The organism is Streptomyces actinomycinicus (assembly GCF_016741775.1).
GTDB lineage: Bacteria > Actinomycetota > Actinomycetes > Streptomycetales > Streptomycetaceae > Streptomyces > Streptomyces actinomycinicus.
In genome coordinates, this window is sequence record NZ_JAERRK010000015.1 from 151,023 (window position 1) to 167,686 (window position 16,664).

Below are 16,664 nucleotides of genomic sequence, written 5' to 3' on the forward strand. Positions count from 1 at the left end.
GGCCCCGGCGGCCCCGGCATCCCCGGACTGGCCTCCGAACGGGGCCGGGGGACGGGTGCCGGGGCACGGCAGGACCGGGGCGTCGTGCCCGCCGTACCGGGGCCCCGGGCGGGTGCCGGGACACCCGTGGGACGTCCCGCGGACACCTCCTGGAATCCTGCGGGAACCCCGTGCGTTTCACGGGTAGACGGTCCTCACAGCCGCCTGCAGGCGATGACGAGGCGCAGGATCGCTACCATGGGGTCTCCGGAGCCTGACCGGGGGACCCGGATCGCGCACGAGGAGTCCTCTTGGCAGACGAGGCCCAGCACCTGACCGCCGCGAAGCCCGAGCCTGCCTCGGCAGCCGCGGCGAAGCCCGCGCCGAACGCTTCCCAGGTGAAGAACGACACCCGCGGGCCGGTCGAGCACGCCCAGTCCGCGCCCGTCGAGAAGAGCACCGAGGCCTCGCGGCCCAAGCCGGCCCCGCCCGAGCGCCCCGTGCAGCCCCCGGTGGTGCGCCCGCCCTCCGTGCAGCCCGGCCGCACCGGTTCCCCCAACCGCGTCCGCGCCCGTCTCGCCCGCCTCGGCGTACAGCGCGCGAACCCGTACAACCCGGTCCTGGAACCGCTGCTGCGCATAGTCCGCAGCAACGACCCCAAGATCGAGAACTCCACGCTCCGCCAGATCGAGCGCGCCTACCAGGTCGCCGAGCGCTGGCACCGCGGCCAGAAGCGCAAGAGCGGCGACCCGTACATCACGCACCCGCTCGCCGTGACCACCATCCTCGCCGAGCTGGGCATGGACCCGGCCACCCTGATGGCGGGGCTGCTGCACGACACCGTCGAGGACACCGAGTACGGCCTCGACCAGCTGCGCCGGGACTTCGGCGACACCGTCGCCCTGCTCGTGGACGGCGTCACCAAGCTGGACAAGGTCAAGTTCGGCGAGGCCGCGCAGGCCGAGACCGTGCGCAAGATGGTCGTCGCCATGGCCAAGGACCCGCGCGTCCTGGTCATCAAGCTCGCCGACCGCCTGCACAACATGCGCACCATGCGCTATCTCAAGCGTGAGAAGCAGGAGAAGAAGGCGCGCGAGACCCTCGAGATCTACGCGCCGCTCGCCCACCGCCTGGGCATGAACACCATCAAGTGGGAGCTGGAGGACCTCGCGTTCGCGATCCTCTACCCCAAGATGTACGACGAGATCGTACGGCTGGTGGCCGAGCGGGCACCGAAGCGTGACGAGTACCTGGCCATAGTGACCGACGAGGTCCAGGCCGACCTGCGTGCCGCCCGCATCAAGGCGACCGTCACCGGCCGCCCGAAGCACTACTACAGCGTCTACCAGAAGATGATCGTGCGGGGCCGCGACTTCGCCGAGATCTACGACCTGGTGGGCATCCGCGTCCTCGTCGACACGGTCCGCGACTGCTACGCCGCCCTCGGCACGGTGCACGCGCGATGGAACCCGGTCCCCGGCCGGTTCAAGGACTACATCGCGATGCCCAAGTTCAACATGTACCAGTCGCTGCACACGACGGTCATCGGCCCCAACGGCAAGCCGGTCGAGCTGCAGATCCGCACGTTCGACATGCACCGCCGCGCCGAGTACGGCATCGCCGCGCACTGGAAGTACAAGCAGGAGGCCGTCGCCGGCGCCTCCAAGGTCCGTACCGACGTGCCGAAGGCGTCCGGCAAGGACAAGGACGCCATCAACGACATGGCGTGGCTGCGGCAGTTGCTGGACTGGCAGAAGGAGACCGAGGACCCCGGCGAGTTCCTGGAGTCCCTGCGCTTCGACCTGTCCCGCAACGAGGTCTTCGTCTTCACGCCCAAGGGCGACGTCATCGCGCTCCCGGCCGGCGCGACCCCGGTGGACTTCGCGTACGCGGTGCACACCGAGGTCGGTCACCGCACCATAGGCGCCCGGGTCAACGGCAGGCTCGTACCGCTCGAGTCCACCCTCGACAACGGCGACTTGGTGGAGGTCTTCACCTCCAAGGCGCCCGGCGCCGGGCCGTCCCGCGACTGGCTCGGCTTCGTCAAGTCGCCGCGGGCGCGCAACAAGATCCGGGGCTGGTTCTCCAAGGAGCGCCGGGACGAGGCGATCGAGCAGGGCAAGGACGCCATCGTCCGCGCGATGCGCAAGCAGAACCTGCCGATCCAGCGCATCCTCACCGGCGACTCGCTGGTCACGCTCGCGCACGAGATGCGCTACTCGGACATCTCCGCGCTGTACGCGGCGATCGGCGAGGGCCACGTCTCGGCACAGAACATCGTGCAGAAGCTCGTCCAGGCGCTCGGCGGCGAGGAGGCGGCCACCGAGGAGATCGACGAGGCGGTCCCGCCGACCCGCAGCCGCGGCCGCAAGCGGCGCTCCAGCGCCGACCCCGGCGTCGTGGTCAAGGGCGTCGACGACGTGTGGGTCAAGCTGGCCCGCTGCTGTACGCCGGTGCCGGGCGACCCGATCATCGGTTTCGTCACCCGTGGCAGCGGCGTATCGGTTCACCGCAGCGACTGCGTCAACGTCGAGTCACTGTCCCGCGAGCCGGAGCGCATCCTCGACGTCGAGTGGGCGCCGACCCAGTCCTCGGTGTTCCTGGTCGCCATCCAGGTCGAGGCCCTGGACCGCTCCCGCCTGCTCTCGGACGTCACCCGCGTCCTGTCCGACCAGCACGTCAACATCCTCTCGGCGGCCGTCCAGACCTCCCGCGACCGGGTGGCCACCTCCCGGTTCACCTTCGAGATGGGCGACCCGAAGCACCTCGGTCACGTCCTGAAGGCGGTCCGTGGCGTGGAGGGCGTGTACGACGTGTACCGCGTGACCTCGGGTCGCAGCCGCTCGTAGCAGGCACGGAGAAGGGCCCCGTACGCGCGTACGGGGCCCTTTCCCATGCAGCGAGGGGGGGATTAGCCGCCGAACTCCTGCAGGCCCTTCAGGGCCTGCTCCAGGAGCGCCTCGCGGCCCTCCAGCTCACGCTCCAGCTTGTCGGCCTTGGCGCTGTTGCCCTGGCCGCGCGCCTGCTCGATCTGACCCTTCAGCTTGTCCACGGCGGCCTGCAGCTGACCGGTCAGCCCCTCGGCACGCGCGCGTGCCTCCGGGTTCGTCCGGCGCCACTCGGCCTCCTCGGCCTCCTGCAGGGCCCGCTCGACGGTGTGCATCCGGCCCTCGACCTTCGGCCGGGCGTCCCGCGGGACGTGACCGATGGCCTCCCAGCGCTCGTTGATCGAGCGGAAGGCGGCCCGCGCGGCCTTCAGGTCCTCGATCGGCAGGAGCTTCTCGGCCTCCTCGGCCAGCTCCTCCTTGAGCTTGAGGTTCTCGGACTGCTCGGCGTCCCGCTCGGCGAAGACCGAGCTGCGGGCGGCGAAGAACACGTCCTGGGCGCCGCGGAAGCGGTTCCACAGGTCGTCCTCGTGCTCGCGCTGGGCACGGCCCGCGGCCTTCCACTCCGACATCAGCTCGCGGTAACGAGCCGCCGTCGGACCCCAGTCCGTCGAACCCGACAGCCCCTCGGCCTCGGCGACCAGCCGCTCCTTGGTCCGGCGGGCCTCCTCGCGCTGCGCGTCCAGCTGCGCGAAGTGCGCCTTGCGGCGCTTGGAGAACGCCGACCGGGCGTGCGAGAAGCGGTGCCACAACTCGTCGTCGGACTTGCGGTCCAGACGCGGCAGACCCTTCCAGGTGTCCACCAGGGCCCGCAGCCGCTCACCCGCCGCCCGCCACTGGTCCGACTGCGCCAGCTGTTCCGCCTCGGTGACCAGGTCCTCCTTGGCCTTGCGGGCCTCGTCGGACTGCTTCGCCCGCTGCGCCTTACGCTCCTCGCGGCGCGCCTCGACGGTCTCCACGAGCTTGTCCAGCCGCCCCCGCAGCGCGTCCAGGTCACCGACCGCGTGGTGCGCGTCCACCTGCTCGCGCAGGTGGTCGATCGCGGTCTGGGCGTCCTTCGCCGAAAGGTCGGTGGTCTTGACTCGCTTCTCGAGGAGGCCGATCTCGACAACCAGGCCCTCGTACTTGCGCTCGAAGTAGGCAAGCGCCTCCTCGGGGGAGCCGGCCGCCCAGGAACCGACGACCTGCTCGCCGTCGGCCGTACGCACGTACACGGTCCCCGTCTCGTCGACGCGGCCCCACGGGTCGCTGCTCACAGCGCCTCCTCCACATGATGCCTGCGGGGGCCTCAGCGCCCCCGGGCATCGTCCACAGTTTCGTCACGGCCAACATAGGCGACCAGCGGGTTGCCTGTCCGCATCCAGCGCGACCGAAATTCCGCAGTTGGCCGTTATCGGGATTCCGGCGCCGTCAGGACTTGGTGACGGTCGCCTTGTTGATCACGACGGTCGCGTTGGGAGCGGTGTTGCCCGAGGTCGGGTCGGCCGGCTGGGCGCCGGCGTCGGCGATCTTCTTCAGCACCTTCATGCCCGCCGCGTCGATCGTGCCGAACGGGGTGTACTGGGGCGGCAACGGGCTGTCCTTGTACACGAGGAAGAACTGGCTGCCGCCCGTGTGCTTCTGTCCGGTGTTGGCCATCGCCACGGTGCCCGCCGGGTACGTGTTGCCCTTGAGGCTCTTGTCCTTCAGGTTCTCGTCCGGGAGCGTGTAGCCGGGGCCGCCCATGCCGGTGCCCTGCGGGTCGCCGCACTGCAGCACGAAGATGTTCTCGGGCGTGAGCCGGTGGCACTTGGTGTGGTCGAGGTAGCCCTTGTCCGTGAGGAAGGCGAACGAGTTCACCGTGTGCGGGGCCTCGGCCGTCTTCAGGGCGATGCCGATGTCACCGCACGTCGTGGCGAGCTTCATCGTGTACTTCGCCGACGTGTCGATCGTCATCGCCGGCTCCTTCTTCCAGCTGAGCTTCTTCACCGAGCCCGCCGCCGGCTTGGCGCACGGATCGGGGGCCTTGCTGGGGCTGGGCGAGGTCTCGGCGCCGGCGTTCGCCTTCTTGCCGTCGTCCTTCAGGACCCCGGTCGTGTACAGCGCGACACTGCCGATCACGACCACGCCCAGGACCGACGCGATCACGGAGTTGCGCAGACGGGCCTTGCGCCGCGCCTGGGTGCGCCGCTGCTGCTGCCGCAAGAACTTCTCCCGGGCGAGCTGACGCTTCCGCTGTTCCTGGCTGACCACCGGGTTCTCTCCTCATGAGTGTCGTGTGTCGACCGGTACGCGTGCGTCCTGTGTGAGCCGATCGCAGCGTGTAGCCCCGTACCGTATATGGGTTCGCTGAGTGAACGGCAGCGCCGGTAGTCTCTGAGTGCAGCTGAAGCCGCTTGTAACCGACACAACGAAGGACGATCGTGCTCATTGCCGGGTTCCCCGCCGGGGCCTGGGGGACGAACTGTTATCTCGTCGCCCCCGCCGCCGGTGAGGAGTGCGTGATCATCGACCCGGGCCACCAGGCCGCCGAGGGCGTCGAGGAAGCACTGAAGAAGCATCGGCTCAAGCCCGTCGCCGTCGTCCTCAGCCACGGCCACATCGACCACGTGGCCTCGGTCGTCCCCGTCTGCGGGGCGCACGACGTGCCGGCCTGGATCCACCCCGAGGACCGGTACATGATGAGCGACCCCGAGAAGGCGCTCGGCCGCTCCATCGGCATGCCGTTGATGGGCGAGCTGACCGTGGGGGAGCCGGACGACGTCAAGGAGCTGACGGACGGCAGCACCCTCGAACTGGCGGGCCTGGAGTTCTCCGTCGCGCATGCGCCGGGCCATACCAGGGGGTCGGTGACCTTCCGGATGCCCGAGACCACCGACATCCCGTCGGTGTTCTTCTCCGGGGATCTGCTGTTCGCCGGCTCCATCGGACGCACCGACCTGCCGGGCGGATCCATGGAGGACATGCTCGAGTCGCTGGCCCGCGTGTGCCTGCCGCTCGACGACTCCACCGTGGTGCTGTCCGGTCACGGCCCCCAGACGACCATCGGCCAGGAGCGCGCCACCAACCCCTACCTGCGGCAGGTGGCGGCCGGCCAGGGAGCGTCCCAGGCTCCCCGACGAGGAATGTGACGAGAATTTCCGTGAGCACTTTCAAGGCCCCCAAGGGCACGTACGACCTGCTCCCGCCGGACAGCGCCAAGTTCCTCGCCGTCCGCGAGGCGATCGCCGCGCCGCTGCGCACTTCGGGCTACGGCTACATCGAGACGCCCGGCTTCGAGAACGTCGAGCTGTTCGCACGCGGTGTCGGCGAGTCCACCGACATCGTGACCAAGGAGATGTACGTCTTCGAGACCAAGGGCGGCGACCGGCTCGCCCTGCGCCCGGAGACCACGGCCCCCGTCCTGCGGGCGGTGCTGGAGGCCAACCTCCACAAGACCGGCAACCTGCCGGTGAAGGTCTGGTACTCGGGCTCCCAGTACCGCTACGAGCGCCCCCAGAAGGGCCGGTACAGGCACTTCTCCCAGGTCGGTGCGGAGGCGATCGGCGCCGAGGACCCGGCGCTGGACGCCGAGCTGATCATCCTGGCCGACCAGGCGTACCGCTCGCTGGGCCTCAGCAACTTCCGCATCCTGCTGAACAGCCTGGGCGACAAGGAGTGCCGGCCGGTGTACCGGGCCGCGCTGCAGGACTTCCTGCGCGTCCTTGACCTGGACGAGGACACCCGCCGCCGGGTCGACATCAACCCGCTCCGGGTCCTCGACGACAAGCGCGAGTCGGTCCAGAAGCAGCTGACGGGCGCGCCCCTCCTGCGGGACTACCTGTGCGACGCGTGCAAGGCGTACCACGAGGAGGTCCGCGAGCTGCTGACCGCGGCCGGCGTCTCCTTCGAGGACGACCCGAAGCTGGTGCGCGGCCTGGACTACTACACCCGCACCACCTTCGAGTTCGTGCACGACGGCCTGGGCTCCCAGTCCGCGGTGGGCGGCGGCGGCCGCTACGACGGCCTGTCCGAGATGATCGGCGGCCCCGCGCTGCCGTCCGTCGGCTGGGCGCTCGGCGTCGACCGCACGGTCCTCGCGCTGGAGGCGGAGGGCGTGGAACTGGACATCCCGTCGTCCACCAGCGTCTTCGCGGTGCCGCTCGGCGAGGAGGCCCGCCGGGTGCTGTTCGCGAAGGTCACCGAGCTGCGCAAGGTCGGCATCGCGACGGACTTCTCCTACGGGGGCAAGGGCCTGAAGGGCGCCATGAAGAACGCCAACCGCTCCGGCGCCCGCTACACGATCGTCGCCGGCGAACGCGATCTCGCCGAGGGCGTCGTCCAGCTCAAGGACATGGAGTCCGGAGAGCAGACGGCGATCGGCGTGCACGAGATCGTGGCGGAACTGGAGTCACGGCTCGGCTGAGCAGCCAGGCCACACCGAAGGGCGCCGGGACGACCCGGCGCCCTTCGCGCTGCCCGGCCGGCGGGGCTCTGCGCCGCCGGGCGGGACGGCACGCCGTCCCGGGACCGTCAACCGCGCGTGCGCCGGTTCGTCCCACCGGACGACCCCCGCACGGGACCACCACGCGGGGCCGCCGGTCGCCGGATCCGTGCCCGGCTCCGAGACCCCGCCCACGCCCCGGGGCCGGTTGTCCTGGCAGATCTCCGCCGCCGTGCTCCTGCCCGTGCCGTCGGGCCGTGCCCCGGGCAGCGGCCGGAACCGAACGGTCCGTCCCCACCGCCCGTATTCCCTTACGCCCATCGAACGGTGGACACACAAGGCTGTACGGCACAATGGCCCTGCCCGAAGATGGTCCGCCTCTCAAGTGACGGAATCGGCGTGATGAGCAAGACGACAGTCAAAGACGTCTCCACGGACCCCGAGCCGGAGCGCGCCGCCGGAGCGCCGCGCGCCGAGGGCGGCAGTCGTGCCTTCGCGCTGCTGCTGATCATCACCGGCGCGGCCGGACTGCTCGCGGCCTGGGTCATCACGATCGACAAGTTCAAGCTGCTCGAGGCCAAGGTCGCCGGGAAGACCTTCACCCCGGGGTGCAGCCTGAACCCGGTGGTCTCCTGCGGCAGCGTGATGGAGAGCAAGCAGGCCGCCGCCTTCGGTTTCCCGAACCCGATGCTCGGCCTGGTCTGCTACGGCATCGTCGTCTGCGTCGGCATGAGCCTGCTGGCCCGCGCCCGGTTCCCGCGCTGGTACTGGCTGACCTTCAACTTCGGCACCCTGTTCGGTGTCGCCTTCTGCACCTGGCTGCAGTACCAGTCCCTGTACCGGATCAACGCGCTGTGCCTGTGGTGCTCGCTGGCGTGGGTCGCGACGATCATCATGTTCTGGTACGTCACCTCGTTCAACGTCCGCAACGGCTTCCTGCCCTCCCCGGGCTGGCTGAAGTTCTTCTTCGGCGAGTTCACCTGGGTGCTGCCGGTCCTGCACACCGGCGTCATCGGCATGCTGGTGCTGACCCGCTGGTGGGACTTCTGGACCAGCTGACGGTCCCGACGCCGGTCCCGAGGGGATGGTCGCCGCGGTGTTCCGCCGACGGCCCCGAGGGGATTGTCGGTGCGGTGTTCTAGGGTTTCAGCGTGGAACCCGACCTCTTCACCGCCGCAGCAGAAGAACGCCAGGAGAAGGACCCGGCGGCCAGTCCCCTGGCAGTGCGCATGCGCCCGCGCACACTCGACGAGGTCGTGGGCCAGCAGCACCTCCTCAAGCCCGGCTCACCCCTGCGCCGGCTGGTCGGCGAGGGCAACGGCGGACCCGCCGGACCGTCCTCGGTGATCCTCTGGGGCCCGCCCGGCACCGGCAAGACGACCCTCGCCTACGTCGTCTCCAAGGCGACCGACAAGCGGTTCGTGGAGTTGTCCGCGATCACCGCGGGCGTCAAGGAGGTCCGCGCGGTCATCGACGGCGCCCGCCGCGCCTCCGGCGGCTTCGGCAAGGAGACCGTCCTCTTCCTGGACGAGATCCACCGCTTCAGCAAGGCCCAGCAGGACTCCCTGCTCCCGGCGGTCGAGAACCGCTGGGTCACCCTGATCGCGGCCACCACGGAGAACCCGTACTTCTCGGTGATCTCCCCGCTGCTCTCCCGCTCCCTGCTGCTCACCCTGGAGCCGCTCACCGACGACGACGTCCGCGGACTGCTCCGGCGGGCGCTCGCCGACGAGCGCGGCCTGAAGGACACCGTCGCCCTCCCCACGGACACCGAGGACCACCTCCTGCGGATCGCCGGCGGCGACGCCCGCCGCGCCCTGACCGCCCTGGAGGCCGCAGCGGGGGCCACCCTGGACCAGGGCGAGACCGAGATCAGCCTCCAGACGCTGGAGCAGACCGTCGACCGTGCGGCGGTGAAGTACGACCGCGACGGCGACCAGCACTACGACGTCGCCAGCGCCCTGATCAAGTCCATCCGCGGATCCGACGTCGACGCGGCCCTGCACTACCTGGCCCGCATGATCGAGGCCGGCGAGGACCCCCGGTTCATCGCCCGCCGCCTGATGATCTCCGCCAGCGAGGACATCGGTCTGGCCGATCCGGGCGCCCTGCCCCTCGCGGTCGCCGCCGCCCAGGCCGTCGCCATGATCGGCTTCCCCGAGGCCGCGCTCACCCTCAGCCACGTCACGATCGCCCTGGCCCTCGCCCCCAAGTCCAACTCCGCGACCACCGCGATCGGCGCCGCCCTGGAGGACGTGCGCAAGGGCCTGGCCGGTCCGGTCCCGCCCCACCTGCGCGACGGGCACTACAAGGGCGCGGCCAAGCTCGGCCACGCCCAGGGCTACGTCTACCCGCACGACCTGCCCGAGGGCATCGCCCGGCAGCAGTACGCCCCGGACGCCCTCAAGGACCGCGAGTACTACGCCCCGGGCCGGCACGGCGGGGAGGCCCGGTACGCGGACGCCGTCGAGTGGACCCGTCAGCACCTCGGTCGCAAGCGGTCCTGAACGCCCTGTAGACTGCTCCGAAGTGCTGAGTCCCGTGCTGTCAGAGCGGGAGCGTCAGCCGGAGCCCGGTCCCGTGCGGACCGGCTCCAGGAGCGTCGCGCACCGTCGAACGGTGTCGCGGGCAGCCCACCACCACCCGGAACTCCGGGACCGGTCGGTGGGCCACTCGCGTGCTGCACGTATGTGCCCAGACCAGGGAAGCGGCTGCCCGGCAGGTCCCTTGCGGACCCGCGGGTTTTCCCGGCTGCGGATGCGACCTCCCTAACTCCTGACGAGCCGAACACTACGAAAGAGACGAAAGACAGTGGCGAACCAGTCCCGCCCCAAGGTCAAGAAGTCGCGTGCCCTCGGCATCGCGCTGACCCCGAAGGCCGTCAAGTACTTCGAGGCCCGCCCCTACCCGCCGGGTGAGCACGGCCGTGGCCGCAAGCAGAACTCGGACTACAAGGTCCGTCTGCTCGAGAAGCAGCGTCTGCGCGCGCAGTACGACGTGTCCGAGCGCCAGCTCGTCCGCGCCTACGAGCGTGCCTCCAAGGTCCAGGGCAAGACCGGTGAGGCCCTGATCATCGAGCTCGAGCGCCGCCTCGACGCGCTGGTCCTGCGTTCGGGCATCGCCCGCACGATCTACCAGGCCCGCCAGATGGTCGTCCACGGCCACATCCAGGTCAACGGCCAGAAGGTCGACAAGCCGTCCTTCCGCGTCCGTCCGGACGACGTCGTGCAGGTCCGCGACCGCTCCAAGGAGAAGACCCTCTTCGCGATCGCTCGCGAGGGTGGCTTCGCCCCCGACGGTGAGACCCCGCGCTACCTGCAGGTGAACCTCAAGGCCCTGGCGTTCCGCCTGGACCGCGAGCCGAACCGCAAGGAGATCCCGGTGATCTGCGACGAGCAGCTCGTCGTCGAGTACTACGCCCGCTGATCCCAGCCCGGGCGCAGCACCTCAGCCCGCCGTCTCCCCGCCCTTCCGGGTGGGCGAGGCGGCGGGTTCGCGTTTCCCGCCACCGCGACTCCCCGGCTCGCCCCCGCCGCGACTCCCCGGCTCGCCCCCGCCCCGTCCACCCGGCTCGCCCCCACCCGGCCCACCCGGTTCCCCCGGCTCGCCCCCACCCGGCCCACCCGGTTCCCCCGCCGCGCCGCCGCCCTGGGACACCGGCCCGCGCGGCGCCGGCATCGCGGACAGCGGCCGCACCTCCCGGTGCCGCAGCGCCCTGGCCACCGCCGCCTCCCGGTCCAGCCGGGCCCCCTCCCGCAGACACTCCGCGTACCGGACGTCGCCGAGCGCCTTGCGGGCCGCTGCCTCGCACTGCTCGTGCGGGGCGTTGTAGTACGCCGAACCGAACAGCGGCAGCCCGACCGAGGGCCACAACCGGCCTGCGGCACCCTGGAGCACCGCCGCCTCCACCGGATCGCCCTGCGTCACCGTCACCAGCGCCAGCAGCTCGATGGACAGCACCGAGCCCAGCAGGTCCCGGAAGGCGTGGGTGTTGCCCAGGCACTCCGCCAGCAGCTGCCGCGCCCCGGCAGGGTCGCCCTCGAGCCAGGCCGCGTACGCCAGCACGTACAGCGCGTACGAGCGGGCCCACCGCTCCCCGTGGTCCTCGCACACCCGGCGCACGTCCTCGCACAGCCGGACGGCGTCCGGCAGATCGCCCTGGAAGGCCCGGGCCATGGCCAGCTCCACCTGGCCCATCAGCACGTTGCTGTTCAGCTCGCCGATCTCCCGGTAGCGCTCCAGCGCCGACCGCAACAGCGTTTCTGCGCGTGCCATGTCATCCGTGACCAGGGCCAGACACCCGGCGCGGTGCTCCGCGTACGCCAGCGCCGTCGGATCGGCCACCCGTTCCGCCTGCTCCCGGCACACCTGCAGCGCCTGCAACGCGGGCACGGTGTCGCCCTGCAGGATCGCCACGTAGCCGAGCACCCACAGCGCCTTCAGCCGGGACTGCTCGTACTCCGAGTCCAGCTCCACACTGCGCTCCAGCCAGCGCCGGCCCTCCGCGAGCCGGCCGCAGCCCACCCAGCAGAACCACAGCGATCCCGCCAGGTACTGGCCGAGATGCGCCTCGTCCGGGTCGGCCAGCGAGAAGTCCAGCGCGGCCCGCAGATTGGGTAGTTCGGCCTCGACACGGGCGGCCACCTCCCGCTGCCGTGGCGAGAACCACTCCAGCTCGCACCAGGTCGCCAGTCCCAGGTACCAGTCGCGGTGCCGTCGGCGCAGCCGGCCGGCGTCCCCCGTGGCCGCCAGCCATTCGGCACCGTAGGCCCTCACCGTGTCCAGCATCCGGTAGCGGGGACCGGCCGCGCTCTCCTCGCGGGACAGGACCGACTGCGCGAGCAGCTCCGACAGGACGTCCAGGACGTCCTCGGCGGCCAGCCCGTCCCCGCTGCACACGTACTCGGCGGCCTCCAGGTCGAAGGTCTGCGCGAACACCGACAGCCGCGCCCACAGCAGCCGCTCGGCCGGTGTGCACAGCTCGTGGCTCCAGCCGATCGCCGTGCGCAGCGTCTGGTGCCGGGGGAGGGCGTCCCGGCCGCCGCCGGTCAGCAGCCGGAACCGGTCGTCGACCCGCTGCAGCAGCTGCGCCGGGGACAGCGCCCGCAGCCGGCCCGCCGCCAGCTCCAGCGCCAGCGGGATCCCCTCCAGCCTGCGGCACAGCTCCCGGACCTCCGGTCCGTCGGTCACCGGCACGCCCTGCTCGCGGGCCCGGTCCGTGAACAGCTCCACCGCCTCGTCCTCGCCGAGCGGCGCCAGCGGGAACAACCGCTCGCCCGCCAGGCCCAGCGGGCGCCGGCCCGCGGCCAGCACCTGCAGGTCCGGCAGCTTCCGCAGCAGCTCCGCCACCAGCTCGGCGCAGGCCTCCACCAGGTGCTCGAAGCCGTCCAGCACCAGCAGCACCCGCCGGCCGGCCAGATGCTCCAGCAGCGTCTCCCGGGGTGTGCGGGCGGTGTGGTCGGTCAGCCCCAGCGCCTCCGAGACGGCGTACTCCACGAACTGCGGATCGCGCACCGGCGCCAGCTCCACCCGCCCCCGGCACGCCGAGGGCCCGCTCCGCCCGGGGGAGCCGGCCGCCCACCGCGCCGCCACCCGCACGGCCAGCCGGGACTTGCCGACCCCGCCCACCCCGGTCACGGTCACCAGCCGGGCCTGCCTCAGTGCCGTCGTCAGCCCGGCCAGCTCGGCCGCGCGGCCGACGAACGCGGTGAGTTCGAGGGGCGGATCGCCGTCCGCCCGGGGCCCGGGGCTCTGAGAACCTCGCATGGGACACGGAGCGTACTGAACCGTGTTCATTCCGTACAATCGCTTCCCGCAACTCCGCCCGCGCAGCGCCCTAATCCGGTACGGAGCCTCCGCCCCGGCGCGATAGGCTCGGGGCACGACTTTTCCGATGCTCAGGCACGTTTCAGGGAGCGGGTGCACACAGTGTCCGGTGGAGAGGTGGCCGGGATCCTGGTGGCCGTCTTCTGGGCGATCCTGGTCTCCTTCCTCGCCGTCGCCCTGGCGAGGCTGGCCCAGACGCTCAAGGCGACCACCAAGCTCGTCGCGGACGTGACCGACCAGGCGGTCCCACTGCTCGCCGACGCTTCCGCGGCCGTGCGCTCCGCGCAGACCCAGATCGACCGGGTCGACGCGATCGCCTCCGACGTCCAGGAGGTCACCTCCAACGCCTCCGCGCTGTCGACCACCGTGGCCTCCACCTTCGGCGGCCCGCTGGTCAAGGTCGCGGCCTTCGGCTACGGCGTCCGCCGCGCGCTCGGCGGACGCAAGGAGACGGACGTGCCTGCCAAGTCGCCCCGGCGTACGGTGATCGTGGGCCGCACGGTCCCTGCCGTACGACGCAAGCGGAAGTAAGGACTGAGACCGAGCGATGTTCCGCCGTACGTTCTGGTTCACCACCGGCGTCGCCGCAGGTGTATGGGCCACCACCAAGGTCAACCGCAAGCTCAGGCAGCTGACCCCGGAGAGCCTGGCCGCGACCGCGGCGAACAAGGCCCTGGAGACCGGGCAGCGGCTGAAGGACCGCGCGGTCGGCTTCGCGCTCGACGTCCGCGACAACATGGCCCAGCGGGAGGCCGAGCTGGGGGAAGCCCTCGGCATCCAGAACGACCCGGAACTCCCCGCCCCCCGGCGGTACACCGCCATCGAGAACAACCGCAGCAACCCGAAGTACATCGACCCCCCGATGCACTCGTACAACCGGAATGAGGACCACTGATGGAGTCGGCCGAGATTCGCCGCCGCTGGCTGAGCTTCTTCGAGGAGCGCGGGCACACCGTCGTCCCTTCGGCGTCGCTCATCGCGGACGACCCGACTCTGCTCCTCGTCCCCGCCGGCATGGTGCCCTTCAAGCCCTACTTCCTGGGTGAGGTCAAGCCGCCGTTCCCGCGCGCCACCAGCGTGCAGAAGTGCGTGCGCACGCCCGACATCGAAGAGGTCGGCAAGACCACCCGCCACGGCACGTTCTTCCAGATGTGCGGCAACTTCTCCTTCGGCGACTACTTCAAGGAAGGCGCCATCAAGCTCGCCTGGGAGCTGCTCACCAGCCCCCAGGACAAGGGCGGTTACGGCCTCGACCCCGAGCGCCTGTGGATCACCGTCTACCAGGACGACGACGAGGCCGAGCAGATCTGGCACGAGGTCGTCGGCGTGCCCAAGGAGCGCATCCAGCGCCTGGGCATGAAGGACAACTTCTGGTCCATGGGCGTCCCCGGCCCCTGCGGCCCCTGCTCCGAGATCAACTACGACCGCGGCCCCGAGTTCGGCGTCGAGGGCGGCCCCGCCGTCAACGACGAGCGGTACGTGGAGATCTGGAACCTCGTCTTCATGCAGTTCGAGCGGGGCGAGGGCATCGGCAAGGACAACTTCGAGATCCTCGGGGACCTGCCGAGCAAGAACATCGACACGGGCCTCGGCCTGGAGCGGCTCGCCATGATTCTGCAGGGCGTGCAGAACATGTACGAGATCGACACCTCCATGGCCGTGATCGACAAGGCCACCGAGCTGACCGGCGTGCGCTACGGCGACGCCCACGGCTCGGACGTCTCGCTGCGTGTCGTGACCGACCACATGCGCACGGCCACCATGCTCATCGGCGACGGCGTGACCCCGGGCAACGAGGGCCGCGGCTACGTGCTGCGCCGCATCATGCGCCGCGCCATCCGCAACATGCGCCTGCTCGGCGCCACCGGTCCGGTCGTCAAGGACCTGATCGACACCGTGATCCGGATGATGGGTCAGCAGTACCCGGAGCTGATCACCGACCGCGAGCGCATCGAGAAGGTCGCCCTCGCCGAGGAGAACGCCTTCCTGAAGACGCTGAAGGCCGGCACCAACATCCTCGACACCGCCGTCACCGAGACCAAGCAGTCCGGCGGCACCGTTCTGCCCGGCGACAAGGCCTTCCTGCTCCACGACACCTGGGGCTTCCCGATCGACCTCACCCTGGAGATGGCCGCCGAGCAGGGCCTCTCCGTGGACGAGGACGGCTTCCGCCGCCTGATGAAGGAGCAGCGGGAGCGCGCCAAGGCCGACGCCCAGGCCAAGAAGACCGGCCACGCCGACATGGGCGCCTACCGCGAGATCGCCGACGCCGCCGGTGCCACCGACTTCATCGGCTACACCGACACCGAGGGGGAGACCACGATCGTGGGCATCCTCGTCGACGGCGTCTCCTCGCCGGCCGCCTCCGAGGGCGACGAGGTCGAGATCGTCCTCGACCGCACCCCGTTCTACGCCGAGGGCGGCGGTCAGATCGGCGACACCGGCCGGATCAAGGTCGACTCCGGTGCCGTCATCGAGATCCGCGACTGCCAGAAGCCGGTCCCGGGCGTCTACGTCCACAAGGGCGTCGTCCAGGTCGGCGAGGTGACCGTCGGCGCCAAGGCCCATGCCTCGATCGACGCCCGCCGCCGGCACTCCATCGCCCGCGCCCACTCGGCCACGCACCTGACCCACCAGGCCCTGCGCGACGCCCTCGGCCCGACGGCCGCCCAGGCCGGTTCAGAGAACCAGCCCGGTCGCTTCCGCTTCGACTTCGGCTCCCCGTCCGCCGTGCCGACGGCCGTGATGACCGACGTCGAGCAGAAGATCAACGAGGTGCTCGCCCGCGACCTCGACGTGCACGCCGAGGTCATGGGAATCGACGAGGCCAAGAAGCAGGGCGCCATCGCCGAGTTCGGCGAGAAGTACGGCGAGCGCGTCCGCGTGGTCACCATCGGCGACTTCTCCAAGGAGCTGTGCGGCGGCACCCACGTGCACAACACCGCCCAGCTGGGCCTGGTGAAGCTGCTCGGCGAGTCCTCCATCGGCTCGGGTGTGCGCCGTATCGAGGCCCTCGTCGGCGTGGACGCCTACAACTTCCTCGCTCGTGAGCACACGGTCGTCAACCAGCTGACCGAGCTGCTCAAGGGCCGTCCCGAGGAGCTGCCCGAGAAGGTCTCCGCCATGCTCGGCAAGCTGAAGGACGCCGAGAAGGAGATCGAGAAGTTCCGCGCCGAGAAGGTGCTCCAGGCCGCCGCCGGCCTCGCCGAGTCCGCCAAGGACGTGCGCGGTGTCGCCCTGGTGACCGGGCAGGTCCCGGACGGCACCACCCCTGACGACCTGCGCAAGCTGGTCCTGGACGTGCGCGGCCGGATCCAGGGCGGCCGGGCCGCCGTCGTGGCCCTCTTCACGGTCAACAACGGCAAGCCGCTGACGGTCATCGCCACCAACGAGGCCGCCCGCGAGCGTGGTCTCAAGGCCGGTGACCTGGTCCGTACCGCCGCCAAGACCCTCGGCGGCGGCGGTGGCGGCAAGCCGGACGTCGCCCAGGGCGGCGGCCAGAACCCGGCCGCCGTCGGCGAGGCCGTGGACGCCGTCGAGCGCCTGGTCGCCGAGACGGCGAAGTAGGTCGT

At 70.8% G+C, this 16,664-nt stretch carries 12 protein-coding genes; 9 read left to right on the top strand and 3 right to left on the bottom strand.

From position 1 onward, the window contains the following. Window positions 1-290 precede the first annotated feature (290 nt). The gene (locus JK359_RS25960) at window positions 291-2,828 is read left to right on the top strand and encodes a RelA/SpoT family protein (protein ID WP_201840331.1); all 2,538 of its coding nucleotides are present in this window, start codon (window positions 291-293) and stop codon (window positions 2,826-2,828) included. 62 nt (window positions 2,829-2,890) lie between these two features. Here the strand turns inward: JK359_RS25960 and JK359_RS25965 are convergent, their stop codons facing one another. Both JK359_RS25965 and JK359_RS25970 read right to left on the bottom strand, forming a co-directional pair. Beyond that, window positions 2,891-4,120 (bottom strand): DUF349 domain-containing protein, encoded by a 1,230-nt coding sequence (locus JK359_RS25965; protein ID WP_201840334.1) that lies wholly within the window; start codon window positions 4,118-4,120, stop codon window positions 2,891-2,893. 154 nt (window positions 4,121-4,274) lie between these two features. Then, complete coding sequence (locus tag JK359_RS25970; protein WP_201840337.1) at window positions 4,275-5,096, bottom strand: peptidylprolyl isomerase; 822 nt, start codon at window positions 5,094-5,096, stop codon at window positions 4,275-4,277. Window positions 5,097-5,266: 170 nt separating this feature from the next. On the opposite strand from JK359_RS25970, the gene JK359_RS25975 reads away from it, so the two are divergent. The 5 genes from JK359_RS25975 to rpsD all read left to right on the top strand — a co-directional run bounded on the left by JK359_RS25975 (window position 5,267) and on the right by rpsD (window position 10,692). Beyond that, window positions 5,267-5,974: an MBL fold metallo-hydrolase gene (locus JK359_RS25975; protein ID WP_201840339.1), complete on the top strand. Its 708-nt coding sequence runs from the start codon at window positions 5,267-5,269 to the stop codon at window positions 5,972-5,974. An 11-nt stretch (window positions 5,975-5,985) separates the two neighbouring features. Then, window positions 5,986-7,248, top strand: a complete 1,263-nt coding sequence (gene hisS, locus JK359_RS25980) for a histidine--tRNA ligase (RefSeq protein ID WP_201840342.1) — start codon at window positions 5,986-5,988, stop codon at window positions 7,246-7,248. A gap of 420 nt (window positions 7,249-7,668) precedes the next feature. Further along, complete coding sequence (locus JK359_RS25985) at window positions 7,669-8,325, top strand: vitamin K epoxide reductase family protein (protein WP_201840344.1); 657 nt, start codon at window positions 7,669-7,671, stop codon at window positions 8,323-8,325. 92 nt (window positions 8,326-8,417) lie between these two features. Next, entirely contained in the window at window positions 8,418-9,773 is a 1,356-nt protein-coding gene (locus JK359_RS25990) for a replication-associated recombination protein A (protein ID WP_201840346.1), read from the top strand. Between the two features lie 304 nt (window positions 9,774-10,077). Next, the gene (rpsD, locus tag JK359_RS25995) at window positions 10,078-10,692 is read left to right on the top strand and encodes a 30S ribosomal protein S4 (protein ID WP_201840357.1); all 615 of its coding nucleotides are present in this window, start codon (window positions 10,078-10,080) and stop codon (window positions 10,690-10,692) included. A 21-nt stretch (window positions 10,693-10,713) separates the two neighbouring features. Here the strand turns inward: rpsD and JK359_RS26000 are convergent, their stop codons facing one another. Next, window positions 10,714-13,032 carry an ATP-binding protein gene (locus tag JK359_RS26000; protein WP_236678430.1) on the bottom strand — a complete coding sequence of 773 codons (2,319 nt, stop codon included), beginning with the start codon at window positions 13,030-13,032 and terminating at the stop codon, window positions 10,714-10,716. Between the two features lie 153 nt (window positions 13,033-13,185). Here JK359_RS26000 and JK359_RS26005 point away from each other — a divergent pair, with 153 nt between their 5' ends. The 3 genes from JK359_RS26005 to alaS are packed head-to-tail and all read left to right on the top strand — an operon-like array spanning window position 13,186 to window position 16,659. Beyond that, window positions 13,186-13,623: a DUF948 domain-containing protein gene (locus JK359_RS26005; RefSeq protein WP_201840359.1), complete on the top strand. Its 438-nt coding sequence runs from the start codon at window positions 13,186-13,188 to the stop codon at window positions 13,621-13,623. Between the two features lie 16 nt (window positions 13,624-13,639). Then, complete coding sequence (locus tag JK359_RS26010; RefSeq protein WP_201840361.1) at window positions 13,640-13,987, top strand: hypothetical protein; 348 nt, start codon at window positions 13,640-13,642, stop codon at window positions 13,985-13,987. Beyond that, window positions 13,987-16,659, top strand: a complete 2,673-nt coding sequence (gene alaS / locus JK359_RS26015) for an alanine--tRNA ligase (protein ID WP_201840363.1) — start codon at window positions 13,987-13,989, stop codon at window positions 16,657-16,659. The genes JK359_RS26010 and alaS overlap by 1 nt, the downstream gene beginning before the upstream one ends. Window positions 16,660-16,664 lie beyond the last annotated feature (5 nt).

Bases quoted from the DNA above. Each gene is read 5' to 3' on its own strand.
- JK359_RS25985 (WP_201840344.1), top strand. From the start codon at position 7,669: ATGAGCAAGACGACAGTCAAAGACGTCTCCACGGACCCCGAGCCGGAG.
- JK359_RS26000 (WP_236678430.1), bottom strand. From the start codon at position 13,032: ATGCGAGGTTCTCAGAGCCCCGGGCCCCGGGCGGACGGCGATCCGCCC.
- JK359_RS26010 (WP_201840361.1), top strand. From the start codon at position 13,640: ATGTTCCGCCGTACGTTCTGGTTCACCACCGGCGTCGCCGCAGGTGTA.
- alaS (WP_201840363.1), top strand. From the start codon at position 13,987: ATGGAGTCGGCCGAGATTCGCCGCCGCTGGCTGAGCTTCTTCGAGGAG.